This is a genomic window from Chitinophaga sp. CF418, from assembly GCF_900142925.1.
In the GTDB taxonomy this organism is placed as follows: domain Bacteria; phylum Bacteroidota; class Bacteroidia; order Chitinophagales; family Chitinophagaceae; genus Chitinophaga.
Map to the genome: position 1 here is coordinate 255,755 of NZ_FRCN01000006.1, position 26,701 is coordinate 282,455.

Below are 26,701 nucleotides of genomic sequence, written 5' to 3' on the forward strand. Positions count from 1 at the left end.
ACTAGATCTATAACGGCTGAATAAGCCATGACGTGGAATATCAATCGCCGTCCGCCTTCAGGCGGATGGCCTTTTTTTTATTACAGCGTCTCCCAGTTCCTTACCAGCTCACCCAGTAATACCTGTCCTGTGGGCCATTCGCCCAGGTTGGAATCTGCATTGATATGTCCTTTGGGACCAGCGTTCACAAAGCGGCTTCCCCAGGCATCAGCAAAAGACCTTGCTCTTTCCAGGCTGGCATATTCGTCGTTCGTGCTGGATACCACAATACTTTTGAAGGGCAGCGGCCCCAATGGAATGGGAGCAAATCCCCGTGCGTCAGCCGGGAATCCGGGGCGCTCGGTATCTGCAGGCGCTACCAGGAGGGCACCTTTAATGCTGAGTTTTGTCTGCTGCGCCCAGTAGGCCAGCGCAATACAGCCCAGGCTGTGTGCAGCAATCACTACGTCAGGACCTGCTTCTGCCACAGCGTCCTCTATTGTTTTTACCCATTCGGTCATGACCGGGGTGTCCCAGTCTTGTTGATCGATACGTTTATATCCGGATGTCTTTTCCCAGATGCTTTGCCAGTGTAATGGGCCTGAGCCATGTAAACCTGGTGCAGTTAATACCTTCACTTCCATAAAACAGAAACTTTATAGCACTCCCTTTAGCAGATAGGTGATGGAATAGTTGTTGGCAATATGAGAATAACAATGTACGCAAAAAAGAACAAAAGGAAATAACCTCATCCGTTAATAAAACGCAAATTTCTACGGATACCGGCATATTTTGATCGTTTCATGGGGGAACGGCGGAAGATCTTCTTAAATTCTTCTTCTGTCAGCTCTTCCCAGTCCTTTGTGCTGAAGTTGAGGACCTCAGGGATGGGGGTAAATTCAACCGTCTGATTGGGTTTAGAAAAACGATTCCAGGGGCAGACATCCTGGCATACATCACAACCGAACATCCAGTTGTCGAACCGGCCCTGCATGTTTTCAGGAATTAAAAGTTCTTTCAGTTCAATCGTAAAGTAGGAAATGCAGCGGCTGCCATCCACCACCCCGGGCGCTACCAGTGCTTCGGTAGGGCAGGCATCCAGGCAACGTGTACAGGAACCGCAATAGTCACCTACAGGGCTGTCATATTCCAGCGCCAGATCGGTAATGAGGGTAGCAATGAAAAAGAAAGAACCCGCCTGTTTATGGATGAGGTTCCCGTTCTTTCCCAGCCATCCCAGGCCGCTTCGCTGGGCCCAGCTTCTTTCCAGCACAGGGGCAGAGTCTACAAACCCACGGCCGCTTACCTCTCCGAATGCTTCCTGCATACGGGCCAGCAGGGTATTAAGTTTGCCTTTGATAACCTCGTGATAGTCCTGTCCGTAGGCATATTTGGAGATCTTAGGCGCTTCAGGCTGCTGCGTTTGGGCGGGATAGTAGTTCAGGAGCAGGGTGATGACAGACTGGGCATTATCTACCAGCTTCCTGGGGTCGACCCGTTTATCGAAATTATTCTCCATATAATGCATGGAGCCATGCATGCCCTTATGCAGCCACTGTTCAAGCCGGCGCGCATCATCGTCGAGCTGCACCGCCCTGGCTATGCCACAATGGTCAAAGCCCAGATCAGCCGCATGCTGCTTGATGAATGCCGTATATTTCGCTGCGAGGTTCATGATTGAGTGCAAGTTACACAAAAATAAAAGTTTGCTATAGCAAAGGTTGGAATATGGTTTTTCCCTTACCTTCATCACAAAATAATCCTTATATCCTGTATGCGTAGCAGATCTATTGTGTTCCCCCTGCAGCTCGTAGCGGCTTGCTTGTTTACACTTACAACATTTTCCCAGACCAGGGACAAGGTCAGATTTGGGAAGATCAGTGCGGAGGATTTTACTCCGACATCATTCGAAAAAGATACATCAGCGCATGCGGTTATTCTCGCGGACATAGGTTCTTCGGAGTTCCAGGTGGAGAGAGACCATTTTGAACTGACTTATAAGCGATTTAAGAGAATAAAGGTGGTGGATAAGAACGGTTACGACGTTGCTACCGAAAATATCCCTCTTTATATCTCCGGCCAGTCGGAAGAAAAGCTGATTAACCTCAAGGCAGTTGCCTACAACCTGGAAAACGGACAGGTGGTGGAAACAAAAATGGAGAGTAAAAGCGTCTTCACCGATAAGTTTGACAAGAACCACATTCTAAAGAAGTTTACCGTTCCCGGGGTAAAAGAGGGAACGATCATCGAGTATACCTATTCGGTAACTTCTCCTTTCTACTTTAACCTGCAACCCTGGAATTTCCAGGACGAATATCCCTGTCTGCTCAGTGAGTACAGTGTTACTATTCCTGAGATATATGACTACGTTTTCCTGAAGCAGGATATCAATAGCCTGCTGGCTGTAAAGACAACTGTTGACAGGCAGACCTATAACGTGACCTATGAATCAAATGGCCCTACCGGCGCTTCCCAGCATGGCAGTTTTACCGCCAATACGGTAAAAAACGTATGGACAGCCAAGGATATTCCGGCCCTGAAGGAAGAAAGCTATACTACCTCCCTGAGGAACCATATTACCAGGATAGAATTCCAGTTGTCTGCGATCAAATATCCTGAGTCGCCTATAAAACCAATACTGGGTAACTGGCAGAAATTCTCTGAAGAACTGAACAAAGATGAGGATTTCGGTGCAGACCTGAGCAGGAATAACGGCTACCTGGGAGATGTAGTGGACCAACTGACTGATGGCCTGAAAGATGATACCGCCAAAGCGCGCCGCATCTATAACTATGTGAGGAATAACTTTACCTGCACGGATCATTACGGCTTATATCTCACCAAACCATTAAAATCGGTTTTCACTTCTCATAACGGTAGTGAAGCAGACATCAACCTGCTGCTGATAGCTATGTTACGCCGTGCAAGGCTGAATGCGGATCCCGTGGTGCTCAGTACGCGTAATCATGGCTTTACCCATGAGCTGTACCCGCTTAAATCCCGTTTTAACTATACGATGGCCGCTATTACAGTGGACACACTGACATACTTCCTGGATGCTTCCCGGCCTTACCTGGGGTTTGGCAGGGTGGATATGGCCTGCTATAACGGTCACGCAAGAATGTTGACTCCGGAATCAGTGCCCGTATATTTCAACCCGGACGACCTGCTGGAACAGAAGAGTACTTTTGTGATGCTGATGGGTGGAGAAGGGGGCAGCCTTAAAGGAAGCATGCAGCAATATCCCACCTATTTTGAATCCTGCATGATCCGTTCTTCCATAAAGGATAAGGGCAAGGATGCTTATTTTAAAGGAAGAGAAAAAGACTTTGCAACTGAAACAGTTATCAGCGGTGTGGAACTGGAGAACCTGGATGACAATGAAGAAGTATTGAAAATGAAGTACGATTTTGAGATGAAAGCAGATGATGCAGGTATGCTCTATATCAATCCTTTATTTACAGAGGCAATGCGTAAGAATCCTTTCCGTTCGCAGGAACGCAGATACCCTGTTGAAATGCCCTGTGTGATGGATGAAACCTATACACTTAATCTGACTATCCCTGACGGATATGTAGTAGAGGAAATCCCCAAGTCTGCCATGGTGAAATTCAATGAGAATGAAGGGGTGTTCCAGTATCTCATCCAGCAAAGTGAAAATTCTATCCAATTCCGTTCAAGAATAAAACTGAGCAGGGCTGTGTTTGCGCCGGATGAATATAATTCCCTGCGTGATTTCTTTGATATGATCGTAAAGAAACAATCCGAACAAATCGTCCTCAAAAGAAAAAGCTAAACATGCTAACCTACATGCTAAAGAAGTATGCATACAGTATCTGTTGCTGCGTATGCTTCCTGTTCTTCCTTACGCCTGTATTTGCAGGCGACCCGGTGTATCCGGCATTTATGATCCCCGATTCACTGAAGAAAAATGCACATGTGGTGAAACGGATGGAGGAGGTGATCGTTAAGATCAATGATCCCCGGGATGTAAGGGTGACTACCCACTTTGTAATCACCGTCCTGGATGCGGAAGGAGAGAAGTATGCAAGAGTGACGGAATCGTACGACAAACTGAAAGATCTCCGCTCTATTAAAGGTACCCTGTATGATGCCCTGGGGATGCCTATCAAAAAACTGAAACAGAGCGATATACAGGATATGAGCGGTGTAGGCAGTGAATCGCTGATGACGGATGACAGGTATAAACAGCATGCGTTCTACTACAACGTATATCCGCATACAGTGGAGTACGAAATTGAAGTAAAATACAATCACTCCTTTTACCTGCCTTACTGGGTGCCGCAGGAAGCGGAGTCTTATGCCGTGCAGCAGAGCAAGCTGGTAGTAACAGCTCCGAAGGATTACTTGGTACGTTACCGGAACTTCAATTATAAGGGAGAACCGTTGGTGACCAATGATGGTGGTGACAATACCTATACATGGGAGGTAAAGAACATGGCCGCCCGGCCGGACGAGCCCTATGCACCAAGATGGTACAAACGTACAACGACTGTCCTGCTGGCGCCTGCTGTTTTTGAAATGCAGCAGTATAAAGGGTCTATGAACACCTGGGAGGAGTTCGGCCATTTTTCGTACATATTGAACCAGGGAAGGGATCAGCTACCCGATGGCGTGAAACAAACGGTACATCAGCTGACAGATGGCCTGAGCCGGGAGGAAAAGATCTCAAAGCTTTATACTTATTTGCAGCAACATACAAGGTATATCAGTGTCCAGCTGGGGATAGGCGGATGGCAGACCTTTGATGCCAATTATGTGGCTACCAAGGGGTATGGGGACTGTAAAGCACTCTCCAATTACATGTGTGCCCTGCTGAAGGAAGCGGGAGTAAAAGCCTCCTGTGTACTTGTGTATGCAGGTGAAGACGCTAAAGATGTGACAGAGGCGGGCTTTCCTTCCACCCGTTTTAACCATGTAATTGTTTGTGTGCCTGGCACTAAAGACAGCACATGGCTGGAATGTACGAGTAGTTTTCAGCCTGTAGGATACCTGGGTAGTTTTACTGCGGACAGGCCTGTACTGTTTGTGGATGAAACAGGGAGTAGGCTGGTCCACACCCCGGTGTACACTATGGAACAGAATCAACAGATACGCCACATTAGTGCCACTATTGCAGCAACAGGGGACATGGCGCTAAAGGCGGATACACGTTATACAGGTCTGCAACAGGATGACCCGAGTGCGAGGCTGAACGTGCTGACCAGGGAGAAGATCCTGGAACGTCTGAAACAGGCGGGTTACTTCTCCAGCTATGACGTTAATAGCTATGAGTGCAGGCAATTGAAAGAGTCCCTGCCTGCCATTGATGAACACCTGGAGATTGCTGCCCATAACTATGCTACCGTTACGGGCAAACGTATGTTCCTGGAACCGAATCTGCTGACTAAAACCGGCAGACGACTAACATCGGATACAGCCCGCAGATCGGATATATACCTGAATGATGCCTACCGGGATGTGGATACTGTAAAGATTACCATTCCCGAAGGGTATACGCCGGAGGCAGTGCCCCAACCGGTAACATTACAAAGCATCTTTGGCACCTACTCTTCGAAGGTAGCAGTAGACGGCAACGTGATCACCTATATCCGTTCCATAGATCATAAGGGAGGATCTTACCCGGCCTCTGCCTATCCGGAACTGGAGAAGTTCTATAATGGCATGTATAAAGCCGACAGGGCCAGGATGGTGCTGGTCAAAAAGTGAAATAATTGCAGTCCGGTACCGGAAATGCTGTAAAAAGAGCAGTCCGGTACCGGTATTTCTGCCAAATTGCCCCCTCTGTTAACCTTGGAGCAGGTTTTGTTGTTCTCTTAAAGACGTTTTTTAGATAACGTTAAAAGGAGAAAACTAACTGTTATGAATCTGAATAATTTCACAATTAAATCACAGGAGATACTGCAACAGGCGCAGCAATTAGCCTTTAATGGACAGCAACAGGCCATTGAGACCGGGCATCTGTTGAAGGCATTGCTGGATGACCAGGAGAGTGCTATAGACTATCTGTTAAAGAAGAATAATGTAAATACCAACTTCCTGTCTACAAGACTGGATGAACAAATAAAGAAATACGCCCGCGTTTCCGGAGGGGAAGGCGGACAGGTATTAAGCCGCGATGCCAACAATGCCATGCTGAGAGCTGGCGCCAGCATCAAGGAATTCAAAGATGAATTTGTTAGTGTAGAACACCTGCTACTGGGTTTACTCGGCGGTAGTGATGATACCGCAAAGCTGCTAAAAGATGCGGGTGTAACGGAAAAAGGGTTAAAGGCTGCTATCCTCGAATTACGCAAGGGTAGCACGGTAAACTCCCAAACAGCTGACACCCAGTACAATTCCTTGCAGAAGTATGCCAAGAACCTCAATGAGCTGGCAAGGGCCGGTAAACTGGACCCGGTGATCGGCCGTGATGAGGAGATCCGCAGAACCCTGCATATTCTTTCCCGCCGTTCCAAAAACAACCCTATCCTGGTGGGTGAACCCGGTGTAGGTAAGACGGCTATCGTGGAAGGACTGGCGCATCGTATCATCAACGGGGATGTTCCTGAGAACCTGAGGACCAAAACCATTTATGCGCTGGACATGGGTGCATTAATGGCAGGTGCAAAGTACAGGGGTGAATTCGAAGAAAGACTGAAATCAGTGATCAAGGAAGTAACTGAAAGTGACGGGCAACTGATCCTCTTCATAGACGAGATCCATACCCTGGTAGGTGCGGGCGCTATGGAAGGAGCAATGGACGCTGCCAATATCCTGAAGCCTGCGTTGGCGCGTGGTGAGCTTCGTGCCATCGGTGCTACTACCCTGAATGAATACCAGAAATATTTTGAGAAAGATAAAGCACTGGAACGCCGTTTCCAGAAGGTAATGGTAGACGAGCCTAACGTGGAAGACGCTATATCCATCCTCCGCGGTCTGAAGGAGCGTTACGAAAGCCATCACCATGTACTGATAAAAGATGAAGCGATCATTGCGGCGGTAGAATTGTCAAACCGCTACATTACCGACCGTTTCCTGCCCGATAAGGCTATTGACCTGATAGATGAAAGCGCGGCTAAACTCCGCCTGGAAATGAACTCCATGCCGGAGGAACTGGACGAACTGGAACGCCGTATCAGGCAACTGGAAATTGAAAGGGAAGCGATCAAACGTGAGAATGACGAAGATAAATTGCGTGAGCTGAATGAGGAGATAGCCAGACTGGGCGAACAACGCAGCACATTTAAAGCAAAATGGCAGGCAGAGAAGGAGATCGTAGATAAACTGCAGAATGCCAAAGCTGCCATAGAAAACCTGAAACTGGAAGCTGAACAGGCCGAGCGTAACGGGGAGTATGGCAGGGTAGCAGAGATCCGCTACGGAAAGGTAAAAGAGCAGGAAGAACTGATAACCCGTTACACGGCGGAACTGAACACTATATCCTCCGATCACAAAAGGCTGTTGAAAGAAGAAGTAGACGCGGAAGACATTGCGGAAAACGTTGCTAAGGCAACCGGTATCCCGGTGTCCAGAATGCTGCAGAGTGAAAGGGATAAACTGCTTCGCCTGGAGGATGAGCTGCATAAGAGAGTAGTAGGACAGGAAGAGGCGATCATCGCAGTATCTGATGCTATCCGCAGAAGCAGGGCCGGTTTACAGGACCCTAAACGTCCTATCGGTTCCTTCATATTCCTGGGTACCACCGGTGTAGGTAAAACGGAACTGGCGAAAGCGCTGGCAGAATACCTGTTTGACGACGATTCCATGATGACGCGTATTGACATGAGTGAATACCAGGAAAAACATGCTGTGAGCCGTTTGATAGGTGCACCTCCCGGATATGTGGGGTATGATGAAGGCGGACAGCTGACAGAAGCAGTAAGGCGTAAGCCTTATTCCGTTGTGTTGCTGGATGAGATAGAAAAGGCGCATCCGGATACTTTTAACATCCTGTTACAGGTACTGGACGATGGACGCCTGACAGACAATAAAGGGCGTGTGGTGAACTTTAAGAACACCATTATCATCATGACCAGCAACATGGGTAGCCAGATCATCCAGGAGAATTTTGAAAAGATAAATGAAAAGAACCGTGAGGATGTGGTGGATGCTACCAAGGCCGAAGTGATGAATCTTCTGAGACAGACCATCCGGCCGGAGTTCCTGAACCGTATAGACGAGGTAATTATGTTCCAGCCATTACTGCGTAATGAAATTAAGGGAATAATTAACATTCAGTTACAGCAGCTGAAGGACCTGGTTGCACAAAATGGCATGATATTGGAATTCTCAGACTATGCGATGGAGTATCTCGCCACCCAGGGTTATGACCCGCAATTCGGGGCAAGACCGCTGAAACGGTTGATACAGAAAGAGATCATTAACCTGCTGAGTAAAAAGATCCTGGCAGGGGATATTGATAAAAGCAAACCGGTATTGATAGATGTGTTTGACGGAGTTGTAGTAATAAGGAACAATAATAACCATCATACCGTGAATGCATAATCGCATAGCAATACATTATATTCAAATACGACGATATACAGTTACGAATACCCGGATAATTCTTTATCCGGGTTTTTTTATGCTGTAAGGGAGGCGCGTCATTTTTGCGTACTTTTGAGAACAAAGCAATATTATGATCGGAGAAAGAGAAAAACGGTTTATGCAGATGGCAGTGGATCTTTCCCGTCAGGGAATGGAGAATGGAGAAGGTGGTCCCTTCGGGGCCATTGTAGTGAGGGGAGAGGAGATTGTTGGCCGGGGCTGGAACCAGGTGCTGTCTCATAACGACCCTACTGCCCATGCTGAGGTGATGGCTATCCGGGATGCCTGTACCCATTTAGGTACTTTCCAGCTGCATGACTGTGAGATCTATACTTCCTGTGAACCTTGTCCTATGTGCCTGGGTGCCATTTACTGGGCCAGACCCCAACGCGTTTATTTTGCCAATACCAAAGAGGATGCTGCAGCAATCGATTTTGACGACTCATTCATTTACCAGGAGATCGGAGTGCCTCATGACCTGAAAAAGATCCCTTTTATTGCTTTTCCGTCTGAAGCTGCTTTAGATGTGTTCAGGGATTGGCAGATAAAGGGGGATAAGACCTTGTATTGATGTTTTAGCGTTTCCGGATGGTAAATACCCTGTGCATTATTACAGACGGCATCGGTTCCGTCATCGTATTACGTCATCCCCGGGTTGCACCCCACGCTACAAACCCACGGCTTCTCCGGAGCCGATTGACGTGAATGATTTTTTTATGCAGATATAATCTGCCAGACTATTTCCCTGACAAACAAAAAAGAGACTGACCCACAGGCCAGTCCCTTTAGAATCTCTTCGTTGCGCATAAAGACTACTGAGCTTTAGGAGCAGCTTTTTTGTGCATTTTGTGAGCAGCTTTAGCTGTGTCCGCAGCAGGTTTTTCTGTTTTTGCTTTTTCTTTCTTAACAGGTTTCTGTGCAGGTGTCTGTGCGAAAACTACAGCACTAACGCTCATAAATACTGCAGCTACAATAAGACTTTTCTTGATGTTCATGAGTAATAATTTTTAATTGAGAGATGAATTATTTCTAATTGCTATGTAAAGATACAACTGCAATAGGGGCCAAATTTGCGGTTTCGGTGAACAGGGATTAACTGTCGTTGAAAAAGGAAAAAACGAAGGCCGGGTTATAAGAGCAATCTCAGGGTTTCTTCTAAAGCCTTTATACACAATTCTTTAAGGGTGTTGTATTGTTCTGTTACAAAGTCCGCATCATAGGTATTATCCAACTTTTCAAGTGTCTCGAGCAGCGGGTACAACCTGGTTTCCAATCCTATAAAAGAAATAGTGGTTTTTATATTGTGGGCGGTACTACGTATAGCTGTTACCGATCCCTCATCGATCGCATTTTTAAGCTGGCCAAGATCTTCCGGTAACTGTGTAACGAACTGCTGCAGCATATTCTGTTCGAATGCTTTATCTCCCATAGATAGCTGTTGCAGATATTCCAGTTGTATCATCGGTGTTTCCTGTTCAACAGTCTGTCCATTGCTGCTGCCATTGCTAAAGGCTGTATACCCGTTATGACGCGCATATAGTTCCGGTGTACTGCTCTTGCCTGTAAAGACCTGTATCATACGATATAGCTCTCCCTCCCGTATGGGCTTCGCCAGATATTCATTCATTCCTGCCTGGAGGCATTTCTCCTTTTCTCCCGACATCGCATGGGCAGTCATGGCGATAATAGGAATATTGGATTGCAATTCCTCCCGTATCTTTTTAGTAGCCGTATAGCCGTCCATCTCCGGCATCTGAAGATCCATCAGCACCAGGTCAAAATGCTGCCTGGACAGGGCGGATAATGCTTCCTGCCCGTTATTCACCAATTGATAATGCAGCTGCCGGTTACCCAGCAGATGCTTCAACAGGTTCTGATTCATTTTGTTATCCTCTGCCACCAGCAGGCGTATATCAGGTTGTTGCGGCAGGGCAAAGTTGTCGTGGGAATAGTTATAGTTCTCCCCGCTGTCAGACAAGAGCTCTCCTAATGTGTAAGGCAGTTCCACTTTAAATATGCTGCCCTTGCCCGGTTCGCTTTCAACGGAAATACTGCCATGTTGTAATTCCACCAGTTGTCTTACAATGGTCAGCCCCAGGCCTGTTCCGCCGAATTTGCGGGTGATGTCTGCTTCTGCCTGGTTAAACCGGTCGAAGATAGCGGGCAGCTTGTCGGGCGAGATGCCAATGCCGGTATCACTGACGGTGAACAATAGTCTTACCCCGGTCTCTGCGACTACCCGGTTTACCTTTATCTGCACTTTACCCTGGTGGGTAAATTTGATCGCATTATTCACCAGGTTGACCAGCACCTGTGTCAGGCGCATAACATCTCCGTAGAGGATGTCAGGGACATGAGTGTCTATATTGAAGGATAATTCCAGTTTCTTTTCCAGGGCTTTGGGCTGGAACATCAGTTCCAGGGAATGCAGCATACCGCGTAAACTGAAGGACACGGGTTCCAGCCGCATCATGCCTGATTCTATTTTAGAGATGTCGAGTATATCGTTGATGATTTCCAGCAGATTCTCTCCGGCATGCTGTATAGCGGCTACATATTCTCTGGACTTTTCATTCATGGGTTGCTGTTGCAGCAGGTGAGTGAAGCCCAGTACCGCGTTCATGGGAGTTCTTATTTCATGGCTCATATTGGCCAGGAACTGATCTTTGACAACTGTCAGCTTCTTTTCCTTCTGGCGCGATTTGTCGAGTGCCTCGATCAGGTGTTCCTGTTTGTAGATCCTGCTGGTGATATATAGAAAGGACAACAGGCTGGAGAGGCAGGCGAAGAACAGCATGACCGTGCCCCAGTTCAGGGCTTTTTGCCCGCTGGTGTCGATCATGTGCGTGGTGTGATTCACTTCCGTCTGCCGGGTGCTGTCGAGGGCATGAAGGATCACATTGATAGCATCGCCCAGGCGTTTACCTTTCTGCGCGTTGATGATTTTCTCTGCGGACCATTTACCTTTGGTGTAGAAGGTGTCGAGTGTGGCAATGTTCAACTGGTTCTTTTCTTCTACGAGATAATTTAGCTGGGTCAGCAATTTCTCGGTGCTATCGTTGCTTACGAGTTTATTAATTTCCTGCAGGTCGGCTTTGATGAGGGCAACTTCGGCTTCTATGCCGGTGATATTCAGTGTATCCTGGGAGATCACTGCGCCGCGTACCTTGCTATCGGTTCTGGCTATACTGGTTTGTAACTTTTGCAGTTCGTTTTTGACGTTTAGTTCGTCGAGCAGTTTTTCGTTGCCGGTGATGAGTTTGCGTATATTCTGGGCTGAGTTAAATTGCAGCACGATGAATAGTACCAGCCCCAGTATGAACAGTCCTAGTAGGTAATATTTGATCAGCTTCGGCTGCATTTTTTCTGAGAATATTTGATTTAAAATTACGAATGTATTTTGTTATGTCTCCTGGTTTTTATCAGGTAGTTGTTTGATGGGACTGTTTGACGGCAGCCAGCATCCGCTGCTTATTGGTGGGCACCTGAGATATTGTTTGATGCTTCAGATAATTTTAAGTTGTAATCTTTAGTACATCAGTTACGTTTCAACAGTTAATCCGCCGGCCAACCGGATATTTTCTGATACCTAAAGCAATACATTCGTTCCCACTGCCTGGCAATACGAATGACGAATCACGAATACTAGTTATTCGTCACCCGTCATTCATTGTTGATAAACCCAAATCTTATTTAGATAAGCCAGTCATCCACATGCTCTTCATGGCTCTTCAGGTTTTATGCATTCAGTCGGTTCTTTGTGTTTGTTCTGTCCGTTTTGTATTCTGCTTGTTTTTTCGATATTATGTTTTCTTTCAGAACCTCCTGAACCGCATAATCTGCTGATCTTACTGCTTATTTAGCAGCTTTCTTTGCATGATGTTTCTTGTGAGCTTTGTGAGCATGCGGGGCGGTTGCCGCTTTAGGTTTTTCCTGCTGTTTAGCATTAACAGTTGTGGTTTTGGCAGTTGCTGCTTTAGCTGTATGTACAGGAGCAGCAGCGAAAGTGGCGGTACCTGCAAAGATCAGAGCAGCAGCCATCAGAGTTCCTAACTTTTTCATGACTTCTATTTTTTTATTTGATGATTAATTCGTTTGACCGATTATTTTTTCTATTATTTCTTCTTTATTGGTCAGTTGCTTTGTTCAACTGCTTTATTGTTTTGTTGAACCAAAGATACATGGCATATGAGGGGTGGATCAGGGTAAATTGTTTAACAGGCATCAGCCGTCGGTGGAAAAGGAACAACTGTCGGTGGGATATATTATATTTGTTTGCCACCGCCATCAACAGACATTAAATGTCAACCAATATAAACCCTCTTTTTGCATGAATTCAAAGAAGATCACTTCCGGTATTGCCCTCATTCTAACGCTGCAAGGCACTTATGCCCAGCAGAAACTGAGTGGTTTCAACGGTGAGCATGCCCAACAACAACAGCAACTCGAAGCTAACTTCGACAAGGAGCTGAACGCGGCTGCTATTGGGAATAACATCAGGACGCTGTCGGCGCAGCAACACTATCTCGGTATGCCCAGAGACAAGTGGGTGGCAGAGAATATCCTGCAGCAGTTCAAAAGCTACGGTTGGGATGCCAGGATAGAAACCTACCAGGTACTTTTTCCTACGCCCAAAACCAGGGTGCTGGAGGCCAGCTATCCGGAGAATTATAAGGCGGTACTCAAAGAGCCTGCTCTCAAAGAAGATCCCAGTACTGGTCAGCCAGATGAACTATCTACTTACAATGCCTGGAGCGCCGACGGTGACGTGACCGGCGAACTGGTGTTTGTCAATTATGGTCTGCCCGAGGACTACGAATACCTCGAAAGGCTGGGGATCAGTGTTCAGGGTAAGATCGTGATCGCTAAGTATGGCCGTTCCTGGAGGGGTATCAAGCCGAAAGTAGCGCAGGAACATGGCGCTATCGGTACGCTTATCTATTCCGATCCCAAAGATGATGGTTACTACCAGGGGGATGTATATCCGCAGGGGCCCTATAAAAGCGAATACGGGGTGCAAAGAGGCTCTATTATGGATATGGTGATCTATCCCGGCGATCCACTCACTCCGGGCGTAGGCGCGACGGAAAATGCGAAAAGGTTGGAGCGGGCTGAGGCCACCAACCTACTGAAGATACCGGTGTTACCGATCAGCTATCATGATGCAGCTCCCTTACTGGCAGCACTGGAAGGTCCGGTGGCGCCGGAAGGCTGGAGGGGCGCCCTGCCTTTCACTTATCATATTGGTCCGGGCAAGGCGAAAGTGCATTTGAAGCTAGAATTTGACTGGAAGACGGTGCCTGCCTATAACGTAATCGCTTTTATGAAAGGAAGTCAGCTGCCTGACCAGTGGGTGATCAGAGGTAATCACCATGATGCCTGGGTATATGGCGCTGCTGACCCTGTCAGCGGACTGGCAGCCCTGCTGGAAGAGGCGAAAGCCATCGGCATATTAGCTAAGAAAGGTTATAAACCCAAAAGGACGCTGGTATATGCTGCCTGGGATGGTGAGGAGCCGGGGTTGCTCGGCTCTACCGAATGGGTGGAAACGCATGCCGCTGAGTTACAGCAGAAGGCAGTAGCTTATATTAATTCAGACGGCAATAGCCGTGGTTTCCTGGGTATAGGTGGTTCACATGCGCTGGAACCTTTTGCAGGAGAGATTGCAAAGGGGATCACCGATCCACAGACCAAAGTGACTGTCTTTGAAAGAAAGCAGGCGGCTGATATTGTATCGGCGGCTACCATAAAGGCTAAAAAGGACCTGCTGGCAAAGAAAGAACTGACTATCAGTGCACTGGGTTCAGGGTCTGATTATTCTTCTTTTCTTCAGCATCTGGGCGTCCCTTCTCTGAATATCGGTTTTGGTGGTGAAGGCGCTGGCGGGGAATACCATTCTATCTATGATACGTATGAAAATTATTCCCGCTTTAAAGATCCCGATTTTGAGTATGGAGTGGCATTGTCCAAATTTGGCGGCCATGCGGCGCTGAGACTGGCGGATGCTGATGTATTGCCATTTGACTTCCGTAGTCTTTCCAAAACCATCAACGGATATGCTACAGAACTGATCTCGCTGGCCGAACAGATGAGAGAATCCACCGCTGTGGAAAACCAGATCATCAACAATAATGCTTACCAGCTGGCGGCTGATGCCAGCAAACCTATCAAAGCGCCGGCGGTAAAAGCGGAAGTGCCTTACATTGACTTTTCCAAACTGCAGAACGCACTGGTGGCATTGGACAAAGCCTCCCAGCAATTGCAGGAGGCGAGAGCCAAAGCGCCTGTTTCTCCGGCAAAAGCAGATAGCTTGAATAAGGCGCTTTATCAGGCAGAACAACAACTGCTGTATGATAAAGGATTGCCGAACCGGGCCTGGTATAAACATACTGTGTATGCTCCTGGGTTTTATATCGGTTATGGTGTGAAGACGTTACCAGGTATCAGGGAGGCAATAGAACAGAGAAGATGGCAGGAAGCAGAGGAACAGATCGCTATTGCAGCAGCAGCTGTGAACCGCTTGGCGGCTTATCTGCAACAGACTGCAGCGGGATTGAAGTAAGGTAAAGCTTTGTAAAGTCAATTCTGAACGGCTACAATAAAACTGTAAAGTTTTTCTGTGCTGTTGCTGTTTATTAAATATTCACGCTAAGTAGCTTCGGTTTCAGTATGGGATGGCGGTCGGCGCCTCTCCGGAAGGCGTTTGAGCGTTGTCAATCGAATAGGATTCTGAATATAGATTGAGCAATATCGGTCGTGTCACCCGAGAGCCGAAGGCCCGCCATTCCCATCTGAAACCGCTGCTACTTCCGCTCTCCCTCTTAGAAGATATCGCCTCTCACTGTAATGGGGAGAAGGGCATTTCTTACAATCACCTGTAAAGTCAATTCTGAACGGCTACAATAAAACTGTAAAGTTTTTCTGTACTAAGACATATCTCGCTTAGATAACGCTTAGATAACGCTAATCTTACGTTCATGCTACGTTCATGAACGTAAGATTAGCGTTATCTAAGCGTTATCTAAGCGAGTAATTACCGTGTATTGCGGGCAAGTTTGTCCGGAGAAAAAACCGACTGTGCCTATATCTGGCGTTTGGGATCATAGATATCGGCAAGATATCTGTAAATCTGCTTGTTACGGCCAGTTTTGTGTGACTAGAGAAGTTATAATAAGTTCAAGCGACTGTTGAGGGCAGCGCGATAAGCATCAGCCACAGGTACGGCATTCTTTGAGATGACGATAGCACCATCCTGTATGGCATCGATCTTGTCCAGCGCTACGATGTAAGAACGGTGAACGCGCATGAACTTCGTTTCGGGCAATCGTTCTTCTATCGCTTTTAAAGTGGAGTGAACGGCGTGGAATTTCTGGGAAGTATGCAGTTTTACATAGTCGCCCATTGCTTCCAGGTAGAGGATATCATCCAGCTTGATGCGCTTCAGTATACCGCTATCCCTGATAAAGACAAACTCATTGTCGGTATCGTGCACTTCATGGGAGGTAGCCTGTTGCACCTCTTTTGCCCTTTCTATAGCCTGCAGGAAGCGGGAAGGAGTAACAGGTTTGATCAGATAATCTGCTACATGCAGTTCAAAGGCCTCCACTGCGTAGTCTTTTTTGGCAGTGGTAAAGATGATGATAGGGCCTTTTTTCCCGATGTTACGTGTCAGTTCAATACCATTCATACCGGGCATTTCAATGTCCAGCAGTAACAGATCGATCTTTTCCTTCTGCAGGATATTATAAGCTTCCAATGCACTGGAGCATTCGCCAGCTACACGCAGCTGATCCACATGACTGGCCAGTTGCTTCATTGCGGTGCGCGCCAGTTTGTTATCGTCAATAATCAGGCAGTTCATACCGCAAATATACGCAAGCTCTGTACCGGGATGCCGGAACAGACATTATAATTCGCTTAAAACCTGCGGAGTGGGTTATGTATTATAAATTTGTTTAAATATCTTGCATGTGTATAAATGGGTTTCAACTTGAAACAGCTCAGAGGGCTTTTACTTTTTCTTTCATGCGTCTTTTCCCTGCTTCTGCTAAGGGATGGATCCCCATTTATTTCTTCCGGACCACAGACCGTCATACATGCAGGTAGCATCAGTGTTATATCACATGCTGATGATGACCAGGTGCGGGTATCAAATGACGCTTGCGATACATATTGGTTTAAGAGCAGTTCCCGAAAATATAATCATCGTACCAGGGCATTGAACGATTATCATGAGCTATGTCTGTTTGTGCCCAGTATCCGTATTAAAACATTCTTCGTTTATATTCCTCCTGTTTACGGCGGTTATAAAGCGTCCTATATTAGTGTTGCCGTCACCCTGAGCGACTGGCGTGGCCCTCCTTTGGCCTGATTTTCCATTCTTTCTCATTATCCTTCATTAATGCCGTAGACGGGTGTCTATGGTAACTCAACATCTGTAGTTATGAATAAAAAAACTGCTGCAGGGTTGTGGGTGATAATACTATGCCTGGTGACTGGCGTTTCCCACTGTGTATGTGCACAGTCGCACGGAGGGGACTTGTCCCTGCAACATGCTATTACCCTGACCCTTCAACATTATCCTTCGTTAAAAGCAAAGCAAACATTATCGCGGGCAGGTATTGCCCATACAACAGATATCAGCCATAACTGGTGGCCTTCTGTAAAGCTGGTCGAAGAGGCGACTGCCGGAACAGACAATGGTATCTATGGTTCTTATTTTCCTTTAAGTACGATTCCTTCCACATCGGGCGGTATCCGGGGAGCTAACCGCAGCGACGTGATGAGTGGCAATATCGCGTTGGCGCAGGTACAGTGGGAGGTGTACAATTTCGGTGCTTACCGTACGCAGAAAGAAGAAGCAATTCAACAGCAGAAGGTATTGAGCCTCGATGCAGATATTAGTGCCAATGATCTTCTGGTGGCTGTGGTACGGGATTACCTGGGTTTACTACAATACCATTCACTAATGAAGATCCAGGAAGACAATATAGACCGCACGCGATCTGTACAAAGAGCCGTAACGGCTATTGTGCTGCATGGTCTGAAACCTGGTGTAGACAGCTCGGTAGCCGCTGCAGAATTGTCCAAAGCAAGACTGAACTATCTCGATATACAAAACAATTACAATAGTGTACGGCTGCACCTGGGTATTTTGACAGGGCTTGATACCAGCGCCATTCAACCGGATACGCTCTACAACAATGGTCTGCTGTCGTTGCTGACAGAATTGAATGATACCACATCAGTGGCGAAAGAGCACCCTGTATTGCAGTATTATAATGGACTTATGTTGCAACAGCAACGACATGAGCAGGTGATCCGTAAGGCGGCGCTGCCTAAAATATCACTGCTGGCTTCAGGATGGATGCGTGGCTCCAGTGGTCAGTTCAATGATATCTATAATAAAAACCTGTGGAGTGGCATGGGCTACAGCCGCTATAATTACTTGGCAGGACTGGCGCTGACGTATAACCTTGCTGACATAGGACATACACGGGATAAAGTGAGGGAACAGCACTTGCGTACCAAAGCTGCTGCTGAGCAGCTGGAGACTACGCAGACGATACTGGATAACCAATTGCAACAGGCCCGGTTGAATATTCATACCTCGCTTGACAAGCTCCGGGAAATGCCTGCACAGTTAAATGCAGCAAGAGCGGCTGCCTTGCAGAAGATGGCATTGTATAAAGGCGGGCTGACCAACATCATTGAGGTGGCCAATGCCTTATACCTGCTGAACAGGGCGGAAACAGACCTTATACAGACACGTAATGTTGCGTGGCAGGCCCTTTTCACACAGGCATTTACAGCTAACAATATTCAGGAACTGGTGCAGCAGCTGGAGGTTGCCCGCAAGCAGTAATAGCAAAATAATATTATTATGTCATTAGTCACAAGCGCACTGAAAAAGCCATTGTCCGTGGTGGTTCTTACCCTGGGCATGTTCCTGTTTTCAGTACTGGCTGTTATGAACATTCCGATAGACATCTTTCCAAAGCTGAACCTGCCGACTATTTACGTCATAGAGCCCTATGGCGGTATGTCGCCCCAGCAGATGGAAGGATTCTTCGCTACCCGTTTACAGGATCAGTTCCTGTATGTAAACGGGATCAAAAACATCAGCAGTAAGAATATACAGGGGCTTACTATGATCAAGCTTTCTTTTTATGAGAATACCAATATGGCGGAGGCTTCGGCGCAGGTGGCCTTACAGGTGAACAGGGCGATGAAGTTCTTTCCGCCGGGCGCATTGCCGCCACAGGTAGTTCGTTTCGATGCATCTTCGTTACCGGTGGGACAATTGGTGTTCAGTTGTCCGAACCGGTCGCTGAAAGATATCTATGACCTGGCCAATACGCGTGTAAGGCCCATGTTTGGCGCTGTACCGGGATTGTCGGCGCCACCACCTTTTGGTGCGAACTCCCGCTCTGTGATTGTTAATGTAGATCCTGACCGTCTGCGTAGTTACAATATGACTGCTGATGAAGTGGTGGAGGCAATTGCGAAGAACAATGTAATGACGCCTTCGGGAAACATCCGCATCAACAATACGATGTATGTAACCACTATCAACTCACTCGAAAAGGAAGTGAAAGATTTCGGGGATATTCCTATTACAACGAACGGTAATTCTACCGTGTTTATCAGGGATGTAGCGCATGTATCCGATGCTGCCGACATAACGGTGGATTATGCATTGGTGAATGGAAGGCGCTCTGTTTACATCCCTGTCGTGAAAACTGCGGATGCTTCCACCTGGGATGTAGTCAAAGAACTAAAGGCCAGACTGCCGGAGATGCAGAGTCTTTTATCTGAAGATGTGAAGGTAACTTATGAGTTTGACCAGTCCGTGTTTGTGATCAATGCTGTAAAAAGTCTGCTGACAGAGGGGATATTGGGAGCATTGCTGACAGGATTGATGGTGTTGTTGTTCCTGAAGGACCTGCGGAGTTGTCTTGTAGTGGTGATCACTATACCGATCGCTATTCTGGCGGCAGTATTGGGATTACAGCTGGCAGGGCAGACTATCAATCTGATGACATTAAGCGGGCTGGCATTAGCTATCGGCGTGCTGGTGGATCAGGCAACGGTGACGATAGAAAATATTCATCAGCACCTTGAAATGGGGAAATCCAAGCGGCAGGCTATTTATGAAGCCAGTGAGGAGATTGCATTCCCTTTGTTGCTGATACTGTTGTGTATACTGGCGGTGTTTGCACCTTCGCTGATCATGACGGGTGTGCCGAAGGCTATGTTTCTGCCTTTGTCGTTGTCAATTGGCTTTGCGATGATCGCGTCCTACTTTGCGGCACAGTCGCTGGTACCAGTGTTGGCCAACTGGTGGCTGAAGGAGGGCAAGTTCAATCATGGACTAGTGTTGGATGAAGAAGAGATCAGGCAGGTAAGGCATGATCAGGCGCAACATGGAGCGAATGGTTTTGAGCGTTTCAAGAACCGTTTTGTGTCATTACTGGAATGGCTGGGCAGACGCTCCCGTTGGGTGATAAGCGTGTATGTTATACTGGCGTTTGGAATTGCGGGTGCGGCTTTTATGATTATCGGGAAAGATCTGATGCCACATGTGAATACAGGGCAATTTCAGTTGAGATTGAAGGAGCCGGACGGTACGCGGCTCGAGAGAACGGAGGAGAAAGTACATGAGGTCCTGGCATTGATCGACAGTACGGTGAATGGAAATGTGGCGATCAGCTCCGGGTATGTAGGGCTGGTGCCGAGCAGTTATGGCACGAGTAACCTGTATGTGTTTAATGCGGGTACTCATGAAGCGGTATTACAGGTCAATCTGAATGAGGATTACAAAGTTGATATAGAAGAGCTCAAAGATGAATTAAGAGCCCGTATTAAGGCCAGAATGCCCGAAATGCGTGTAAGCTTTGAACCGGTGGACATGACGGAAAAGATCATGGCGCAGGGAGCTGCTACGCCCATTGAAGTGAGGGTGGCAGGAAAGGACATGAAACAGATAGCAGCCTATGCAGGAGAATTGGTGGATAAGCTGAAAAAGGTGGATTTCCTCCGGGATGTACAGATCGCGCAGCCGCTGCATTATCCGGTGATTAATATCAACATCGACAGGTTCAAGGTAGCACAGATGGGATTGAATATGTACCAGGTGGCCCGTTCTGTAACGGCATCCACATCGTCCAGCCGCTTTACGGAAAAGAACCAATGGCTGGATGAGAAGGTCGCCTATACTTACCAGGTGCAGGTACAGGTGCCGGAATATATCATGCAGACCATTAATGATCTGAAGGAGATACCACTTATTAAGGGGCAGCCAAGGCCTGTGTTGGGAGATGTAGCCACTTTTTCCAATGGTGAGATGCCCGGAGAATTTGACCGGTCGGGAACAAGGCGTTTTGTGACGGTGAGTGCTAACATCAAAGGGAAGGACCTGGGAGCGGCGACCAAGACTGTGCAGACAGCGATCAACGAAATGGGAGAACCGCCGAGAGGACTGAAGGTAGAGCTGAAGGGTAGTTCCAGTCTGCTGGTAGATACATTGTCCAGCTTACAGAATGGTTTGATGCTTGCTATCGTGGTGATCTTCTTATTGCTGGCTGCTAATTACCAGTCATTCAAGCTAAGTTTTGTGGTGCTGATAACCGTACCTGCTGTTATAGCGGGCGCCTTGATCATGCTGTTGCTGACAGGGGCTACCCTGAACCTGCAGTCTTATATGGGTATGATCATGTCGACAGGTGTATCTGTTGCGAATGCGATCCTGATCGTGACCAATGCGGAGAAGCTCCGGTTGGAATACCGGGATGCTTATAAGGCCGCCATTGTTAGTGCAGGCATCCGTTTGCGGCCTATCCTGATGACCAGTTTGGCAATGATAGCGGGTATGATCCCTATGGCAACGGGATTGGGTGAATCAGGAGATCAGACCGCGCCGCTGGGCCGGGCGGTGATAGGAGGCCTGATCGCCTCCACACTGGCGGCCCTGCTGATCTTACCGCTTGTATATGCCGCCATCCAGCGGAAAGCCTCTTATGAGGATCCTTCACTGATGCCTGAAAACAAAATCAAAAAACCTAAAATAGCGACCACTCATGTATAAATATCTGTTCACTATAGGCCTGCTGGCAGCATTGTTCACTGCCTGCCATGAAAAGGCCCCCCAAAAGAAAGTCGCCGGTAAAAGCGATAAAGGCAGGAAATATGAACTGGCAACAGTTGTTCATGAACCACTTTCGTCTGATATACAATTGCCTGCAGTATTAGAAGCGTATCAGCGGGTGAGTATTTATCCGCGGGTGAATGGTTTTGTAAAAACCGTGACGGTCGATAGGGGCAGTGTGGTACGTAAAGGAGAGGTGCTGATCACGCTGGATGCTCCGGAGATCGTTCAGCAATATTTTGCCGCACAGTCCAGGTATCTGCAGGCGAGGGCGGTATTAGCGGCTTCTAAAGATAACTACGAGCGTACGCTTGCAGTGAGTGAGACCCCGGGTACTATTTCCGCACATGATATAGAAGTTGCCAATGCCCGTATGACGGCAGACAGCGCCATTATGAACAGCGAGCTGGCGAATTTCCGGGCGCTGGAAGCTACCAGAAACTATTTAACGGTTACCGCGCCTTTTGATGGCGTGATCACAGAACGTAATGTGCATCCGGGCGCCTTAGTGGGACCGGGAACAAAACTCGATGGCGGTGCTATGCTGATGTTGGAACAGGAAGACCGCCTGCGCCTGGTTGTACAGGTGCCGGAGGTGTATAGTGCACAACTGTCGGCAGCAAGGCAGGTATCCTTTCATGTGAATGCCTTACCCGGGAAAGTATTTGCCGGAGCTATCAGTCGCCAGGCCGGTTCACTGAATGACCGTTATCGTTCTGAAGCTGTAGAAGTGGATGTCCAGAATATACAGCATCAACTAAAACCTGGGATGTATGCAGAGATCACTATTCCCGTTACCGGTTCAGTACAGGCAATGGTGGTGCCCGGTAGTGCTATCGTGACCTCCACAGAAAAGAAGTATGTAGTCGCGATCCGGGAGGGTTATACACACTGGATCGATGTGCAGGAGGGGAATCATCACAGCGATTCTTCTGAAGTGTTTGGTAGTTTGATGCCGGGAGACAAGGTGATTGTTCATGCGAATGATGAAATAAAAGAAGGGATCAGGATTGACTAGATTGGCGCGGAGCACGTCTCAGAATTATGAGAGAAAGAAAGGAACAAGGATCGATTGGATAAGGATAAAGAACGTCTCGAAATTGTGAGATAAAGGCGGGAATAAGGGCAGATCAGAATGGAGAAGTGGAGGTGTCTCAAAGGAATTGAGGCACCTCCCTGTTATGTGCGCCATGTGAAAAGCGCCGTAAGGCTTAAACAGTCCATCCGTAAGGGACGTACTCATTCTCAAAGCTGCCATCATCGTACAGTTTGACCATGGCATAACCGTTGTCGTCAGCAGCGCATAAATACTTGATATGTTTTGGGGTGTTATACCTTCAATTAAAATATTCCCGACAAAATAACAAGTGAAAGACAATATTTGGGGACGCGGAGGGAGACTGTATCCGGCTTATAAAAACGAAAAAGGGCAAGGCTCTTTAAAGACCCTTGCCCTCAAATATGATTTAATTACAATTACCTCATCAACATCATTGAAAGCCCTACAGACTTCCACTCCGCATTGTAATTAGGCATCAACATTATCTTTGTGGATGAATGCTCCGGATTATGCACAAAGAGGCGCTGCAGTTTGGGATACATCCAGTAAGCCGCTTTTGTACTCAGAATACCAAGACCTGCACCTGTAACCACATCACTTACCCAGTGACGGTTGTTATAGATGCGAAGCGCACCGGTAGTAGCAGCTACCGCATAACCGGCTACGCCATACCAGGGACTTACCTCATGATATTCCTCCCACATGAACTGTGCACTCATAAATGCGATAGCAGTATGCCCGGAAGGGAAGGAGTTATAAGTACTGCCATCAGGACGAAGCCTGTTGGTAGCACTCTTAATCGCGAGGGTGCTTCCGGTGGCTATGAGAGTAGACATGCCGAACAGCATGGTACGGTCAGCGAAGTTATGTTTACCATGAATACCTGCCATATTCAGCGCGTATACTGCAGCTGCGGGGGCCCATTTCAGGTAATCATCGACATTGGTGTGGAAGGTAGCATGGTCTTCCATGACTTCTTTTCTTGTCGACATATCCAGGGAGCGCAATGAGCCACCACCGAGCGACACGGCGCCATAGGTCAACATAGCTGTAGGAACGATGATGCTTACCAGCCTGGCGTTGTAATTTGGAATGCTACGTTTATAATTCAGATTCGTATTAAATACCGGAACTGGTGTATCATCTTTCTCTGATGTAGTGGTTGGCACAACATTTGCCGGACTGGTGGTATCCGCACTAATCCCCGCAATAGTTGTGTCTGCAGCAGCATAGGAAGCGTATGTCAACAGTTGCAGGCTAAGCAGTAAGAACAATCTCATATTTGACTTGGTAAATTCTGTTTATGTAACTGGTAATACTATTTAAATTAATACAAAATTGCCAAAAGAAACTGTAGAGATTCTAAAAATCCCACGTCTTTAACTATATTTTCACTTTTTTACACTTACAAATGGTATATTTGTGTTATACCAGGAAATGGTGTCTTCCTGCACAAGAACCGTCTTCGCCCATGTAATAAGGGCAAGTCTGATGGCGCCTGCAAATAACCACCTCCCTATATATACAACGGGAGAAATAAGCAATTCGTATTTATTTGTAGGCTAATGAAATATTTCAGGCATTCTGTTGAACAATTGAAGATCGCATATCAGTTGATCCGGTGGACGGCGATCATTATTCCGGTATCTCTCCTTGTAGGATCTCTCGTTGCTTTATTCCTCTGGTTACTGGAGCAGGTAACCATCATTCGCCAGGAACATGGCTGGTTGCTCTATTTGTTGCCTCTTGCGGGCATCCTGATCTACTTTTTATATAAGAAGCTGGGTAGCAATGCTGAAGCCGGTAATAATCTCATTATGGATGAGATCCACGAGCCGGGTGGCGGCGTACCCGTCAGGATGGCGCCCCTGGTATTGGCAACAACAATCATTACCCATCTGTTTGGGGGCTCTGCCGGAAGGGAGGGTACTGCCGTGCAGATAGGAGGCAGTATGGCGAATATGCTGGCCCGCTGGATGCGGCTATCCGCTGCCGACCTGCGTATTATATTAATGGCGGGAATAGCGGCCGGTTTCGGGGCTGTTTTTGGTACGCCGCTGACGGGTGCTGTATTTGCGCTGGAAGTACTCGCTATTGGCCTGATCCGCTATGATGCCCTGATTCCCTGCCTGATTGCCGCTGTATTCGGAGATATCGTATGTTCTGCCTGGGGCATTCAACACACACACTACCAGATTCTTTTTGACCAGAAAAATATAATCTTCCATTTTGTACATTTCGATTTTGTGTTACTTGCGAAAGTAATTGTGGGTGGTGTTGCCTTTGGTCTTGCCAGCTACCTCTTTTCTGTTTGCATACATAACATCAAAGCCAGTGCTAAGAAATGGATCCGGCCGGCCTGGCTGATCCCGGTAGCAGGAGGGATTATTGTTATTATAGCCTGTTTCCTGTTGGGTACCCGGGACTACATTGGCCTGGGCGTGACAAGTCCTGATCCCGGTGGCGTTAGTATTGTTTCTGCCTTTAGCAGTACGCCTATCTCATCCTGGAGCTGGTTATGGAAATTACTGCTGACAGCCATTACCCTTGGCATGGGATTCAAAGGAGGAGAGGTGACACCATTATTCTTTATCGGCGCTACCTTAGGACATACACTGGCAATACTTTTAGGTGCGCCGGTGGATTTGTTTGCAGGTCTCGGATTTATTGCCGTATTTGCAGGTGCCACAAATACTCCTATTGCCTGTACTTTAATGGGTGTAGAGCTTTTTGGCACGTCACATGTACTATACTTCGCAGTAGCTTGCTTCACAGCTTATTATTTCAGTGGACATGCCGGCATCTACAGTGCGCAACGTATAGCGGTACCGAAGAACCATGATATTGATTAACCAGAACAATTTGAATTGAAACTTATGAAGGCTGTAGCCGTTCCCCAGTTTAAGGCCATTCCACAGGTAATGGAATTACCTAAACCACAGGTAAAACCAGGGACTGTCCTGGTACGTGTAGCCGCTGCAGGTATTAACCCGTTTGATTGGAAATTAATAGATGGTATCCTCGACGGAAAGATGCCACACAATTTTCCTATGGTGCTCGGTGTTGATGGTGCAGGGACCGTTGAAGCAGTAGGAGAAGGTGTTACCCATTTCAAGCAGGGCGATAAGATCTATGGGCAATTTATACACTCACCTATTGGCGAGGGCTCTTACGCGGAGTATGTTGTCGTGCCTGAAAAGGCGGCTATCTCTCACGCGCCTGCCAGCATTTCGCTCGTCGAAGCGGCGGCTATGCCGACTGCCGGGATGACCGCTCTTCAGCTGTTAGAGCGCCTGGGGCTTAAACATGAGCAGACGCTCTTACTCGTTGGGGCTACCGGTGGTGTAGGATCTTTCATCGTACAACTGGCTAATATGCAGGGGATCTATGTGATTGCTACCGTCAGCGATGAAGAAGGTGCGGAAAGGATGAAGAAACTGGGGGCGAAAGAGACGATCAATTACAAGAAAATATCTCTAGAGAAAGAGATAAATGCTAAATATCCGTCGGGGGTTGAGGGGTTGATTGATCTTGTCAGCGCTGCGCCAGTGTTCAAGGCCATGACAGCATTGGTGAAGGTTGGCGGGGCCGCATTGACGACAGCGTTTGTGGCGGATAAAGAGGCGTTGAAGGCGAGGGGGATTACAGGAGGAAATTTTGAGACGCAGGGAACGCCGGCATCTTTGGATACGTTGGCGGATGCAGTGGATAGTGGGGCATTGAAAGTACCCGTAGGAATGGTGATCAGTATGGAGGAGGTGCCGGAGGCGATTGAGATGAGTCGCAAACTCAAGGGGAAGGGGAAGACGGTGATCAGGATTGAGTAAAGTAATGCGCACCTTTCCAACGTTGATATTTAAACTGCGTATCTCTATCTGAACCAACGCTGCAGCGGTCTCTCAATAGGTTTATCAGGCTCAAAAAATCATTGCCATACCACAAAAAACATGGCAATACCATCCCCT

At 47.4% G+C, this 26,701-nt stretch carries 18 protein-coding genes and 1 riboswitch; of the genes, 11 read left to right on the plus strand and 7 right to left on the minus strand.

Annotation, left to right across the window (positions count from 1 at the left end; all coding sequences use genetic code 11):
* Window positions 1-80: 80 nt before the first annotated feature.
* Together F3I09_RS15165 and queG are read right to left on the minus strand one after the other, a co-directional pair.
* Window positions 81-623, minus strand: a complete 543-nt coding sequence (locus F3I09_RS15165) for an alpha/beta hydrolase (protein ID WP_149695881.1) — start codon at window positions 621-623, stop codon at window positions 81-83.
* A gap of 104 nt (window positions 624-727) precedes the next feature.
* Window positions 728-1,654 (minus strand): tRNA epoxyqueuosine(34) reductase QueG, encoded by a 927-nt coding sequence (gene queG, locus F3I09_RS15170; RefSeq protein WP_149695882.1) that lies wholly within the window; start codon window positions 1,652-1,654, stop codon window positions 728-730.
* Window positions 1,655-1,753: 99 nt separating this feature from the next.
* Here queG and F3I09_RS15175 point away from each other — a divergent pair, with 99 nt between their 5' ends.
* The 4 genes from F3I09_RS15175 (at window position 1,754) to F3I09_RS15190 (ending at window position 9,100) form a co-directional block, all read left to right on the plus strand.
* Complete coding sequence (locus F3I09_RS15175; protein ID WP_149695883.1) at window positions 1,754-3,775, plus strand: DUF3858 domain-containing protein; 2,022 nt, start codon at window positions 1,754-1,756, stop codon at window positions 3,773-3,775.
* A 14-nt stretch (window positions 3,776-3,789) separates the two neighbouring features.
* A complete protein-coding gene (locus tag F3I09_RS15180; protein WP_188133821.1) occupies window positions 3,790-5,709 on the plus strand; it encodes a DUF3857 domain-containing protein in 1,920 nt (639 codons plus the stop codon).
* 153 nt (window positions 5,710-5,862) lie between these two features.
* The gene (gene clpB / locus F3I09_RS15185; protein ID WP_149695885.1) at window positions 5,863-8,487 is read left to right on the plus strand and encodes an ATP-dependent chaperone ClpB; all 2,625 of its coding nucleotides are present in this window, start codon (window positions 5,863-5,865) and stop codon (window positions 8,485-8,487) included.
* A gap of 133 nt (window positions 8,488-8,620) precedes the next feature.
* A complete protein-coding gene (locus F3I09_RS15190; protein WP_149695886.1) occupies window positions 8,621-9,100 on the plus strand; it encodes a nucleoside deaminase in 480 nt (159 codons plus the stop codon).
* Between the two features lie 241 nt (window positions 9,101-9,341).
* Here F3I09_RS15190 and F3I09_RS15195 read toward each other — a convergent pair whose 3' ends face one another.
* The 3 genes from F3I09_RS15195 to F3I09_RS15205 all read right to left on the minus strand — a co-directional run bounded on the left by F3I09_RS15195 (window position 9,342) and on the right by F3I09_RS15205 (window position 12,591).
* Window positions 9,342-9,524 carry a hypothetical protein gene (locus F3I09_RS15195; protein WP_149695887.1) on the minus strand — a complete coding sequence of 61 codons (183 nt, stop codon included), beginning with the start codon at window positions 9,522-9,524 and terminating at the stop codon, window positions 9,342-9,344.
* Window positions 9,525-9,658: 134 nt separating this feature from the next.
* Window positions 9,659-11,890 carry an ATP-binding protein gene (locus F3I09_RS15200; protein WP_149695888.1) on the minus strand — a complete coding sequence of 744 codons (2,232 nt, stop codon included), beginning with the start codon at window positions 11,888-11,890 and terminating at the stop codon, window positions 9,659-9,661.
* A 494-nt stretch (window positions 11,891-12,384) separates the two neighbouring features.
* Window positions 12,385-12,591: a hypothetical protein gene (locus F3I09_RS15205; protein ID WP_149695889.1), complete on the minus strand. Its 207-nt coding sequence runs from the start codon at window positions 12,589-12,591 to the stop codon at window positions 12,385-12,387.
* A 268-nt stretch (window positions 12,592-12,859) separates the two neighbouring features.
* Between F3I09_RS15205 and F3I09_RS15210 the strand changes: the two genes are divergently transcribed.
* On the plus strand, window positions 12,860-15,091 hold the full coding sequence (locus F3I09_RS15210) for a transferrin receptor-like dimerization domain-containing protein (protein ID WP_149695890.1): 2,232 nt from the start codon (window positions 12,860-12,862) through the stop codon (window positions 15,089-15,091).
* Between the two features lie 603 nt (window positions 15,092-15,694).
* Here F3I09_RS15210 and F3I09_RS15215 read toward each other — a convergent pair.
* Entirely contained in the window at window positions 15,695-16,390 is a 696-nt protein-coding gene (locus tag F3I09_RS15215; protein WP_149695891.1) for a LytTR family DNA-binding domain-containing protein, read from the minus strand.
* Between the two features lie 129 nt (window positions 16,391-16,519).
* Here F3I09_RS15215 and F3I09_RS15220 point away from each other — a divergent pair, with 129 nt between their 5' ends.
* From F3I09_RS15220 to F3I09_RS15235, 4 genes are all read left to right on the plus strand, one after another.
* Complete coding sequence (locus F3I09_RS15220; protein ID WP_149695892.1) at window positions 16,520-16,900, plus strand: hypothetical protein; 381 nt, start codon at window positions 16,520-16,522, stop codon at window positions 16,898-16,900.
* Between the two features lie 72 nt (window positions 16,901-16,972).
* Window positions 16,973-18,394: a TolC family protein gene (locus tag F3I09_RS15225; RefSeq protein WP_149695893.1), complete on the plus strand. Its 1,422-nt coding sequence runs from the start codon at window positions 16,973-16,975 to the stop codon at window positions 18,392-18,394.
* A gap of 18 nt (window positions 18,395-18,412) precedes the next feature.
* Complete coding sequence (locus tag F3I09_RS15230; RefSeq protein WP_149695894.1) at window positions 18,413-21,616, plus strand: efflux RND transporter permease subunit; 3,204 nt, start codon at window positions 18,413-18,415, stop codon at window positions 21,614-21,616.
* On the plus strand, window positions 21,609-22,694 hold the full coding sequence (locus tag F3I09_RS15235) for an efflux RND transporter periplasmic adaptor subunit (protein ID WP_149695895.1): 1,086 nt from the start codon (window positions 21,609-21,611) through the stop codon (window positions 22,692-22,694). The genes F3I09_RS15230 and F3I09_RS15235 overlap by 8 nt, the downstream gene beginning before the upstream one ends.
* Before the next feature lie 458 nt (window positions 22,695-23,152).
* Here the strand turns inward: F3I09_RS15235 and F3I09_RS15240 are convergent, their stop codons facing one another.
* Window positions 23,153-24,016, minus strand: coding sequence for a phosphatase PAP2 family protein (locus tag F3I09_RS15240; protein ID WP_149695896.1), 864 nt, complete (start codon window positions 24,014-24,016; stop codon window positions 23,153-23,155).
* A 144-nt stretch (window positions 24,017-24,160) separates the two neighbouring features.
* A riboswitch (Fluoride riboswitch) is annotated at window positions 24,161-24,244 on the plus strand.
* A 57-nt stretch (window positions 24,245-24,301) separates the two neighbouring features.
* On the opposite strand from F3I09_RS15240, the gene F3I09_RS15245 reads away from it, so the two are divergent.
* The gene (locus F3I09_RS15245; protein WP_149695897.1) at window positions 24,302-25,588 is read left to right on the plus strand and encodes a voltage-gated chloride channel family protein; all 1,287 of its coding nucleotides are present in this window, start codon (window positions 24,302-24,304) and stop codon (window positions 25,586-25,588) included.
* Between the two features lie 24 nt (window positions 25,589-25,612).
* Window positions 25,613-26,563: an NADP-dependent oxidoreductase gene (locus F3I09_RS15250; RefSeq protein ID WP_149695898.1), complete on the plus strand. Its 951-nt coding sequence runs from the start codon at window positions 25,613-25,615 to the stop codon at window positions 26,561-26,563.
* Window positions 26,564-26,701: the final 138 nt, after the last annotated feature.

Bases quoted from the DNA above. Each gene is read 5' to 3' on its own strand.
- F3I09_RS15165 (WP_149695881.1), bottom strand. From the start codon at position 623: ATGGAAGTGAAGGTATTAACTGCACCAGGTTTACATGGCTCAGGCCCA.
- queG (WP_149695882.1), bottom strand. From the start codon at position 1,654: ATGAACCTCGCAGCGAAATATACGGCATTCATCAAGCAGCATGCGGCT.
- F3I09_RS15215 (WP_149695891.1), bottom strand. From the start codon at position 16,390: ATGAACTGCCTGATTATTGACGATAACAAACTGGCGCGCACCGCAATG.
- F3I09_RS15175 (WP_149695883.1), top strand. From the start codon at position 1,754: ATGCGTAGCAGATCTATTGTGTTCCCCCTGCAGCTCGTAGCGGCTTGC.
- F3I09_RS15210 (WP_149695890.1), top strand. From the start codon at position 12,860: ATGAATTCAAAGAAGATCACTTCCGGTATTGCCCTCATTCTAACGCTG.
- F3I09_RS15195 (WP_149695887.1), bottom strand. From the start codon at position 9,524: ATGAACATCAAGAAAAGTCTTATTGTAGCTGCAGTATTTATGAGCGTT.
- F3I09_RS15235 (WP_149695895.1), top strand. From the start codon at position 21,609: ATGTATAAATATCTGTTCACTATAGGCCTGCTGGCAGCATTGTTCACT.
- F3I09_RS15230 (WP_149695894.1), top strand. From the start codon at position 18,413: ATGTCATTAGTCACAAGCGCACTGAAAAAGCCATTGTCCGTGGTGGTT.
- F3I09_RS15250 (WP_149695898.1), top strand. From the start codon at position 25,613: ATGAAGGCTGTAGCCGTTCCCCAGTTTAAGGCCATTCCACAGGTAATG.
- F3I09_RS15245 (WP_149695897.1), top strand. From the start codon at position 24,302: ATGAAATATTTCAGGCATTCTGTTGAACAATTGAAGATCGCATATCAG.
- F3I09_RS15190 (WP_149695886.1), top strand. From the start codon at position 8,621: ATGATCGGAGAAAGAGAAAAACGGTTTATGCAGATGGCAGTGGATCTT.
- clpB (WP_149695885.1), top strand. From the start codon at position 5,863: ATGAATCTGAATAATTTCACAATTAAATCACAGGAGATACTGCAACAG.
- F3I09_RS15200 (WP_149695888.1), bottom strand. From the start codon at position 11,890: ATGCAGCCGAAGCTGATCAAATATTACCTACTAGGACTGTTCATACTG.
- F3I09_RS15240 (WP_149695896.1), bottom strand. From the start codon at position 24,016: ATGAGATTGTTCTTACTGCTTAGCCTGCAACTGTTGACATACGCTTCC.
- F3I09_RS15180 (WP_188133821.1), top strand. From the start codon at position 3,790: ATGCTAAAGAAGTATGCATACAGTATCTGTTGCTGCGTATGCTTCCTG.
- F3I09_RS15225 (WP_149695893.1), top strand. From the start codon at position 16,973: ATGAATAAAAAAACTGCTGCAGGGTTGTGGGTGATAATACTATGCCTG.
- F3I09_RS15205 (WP_149695889.1), bottom strand. From the start codon at position 12,591: ATGAAAAAGTTAGGAACTCTGATGGCTGCTGCTCTGATCTTTGCAGGT.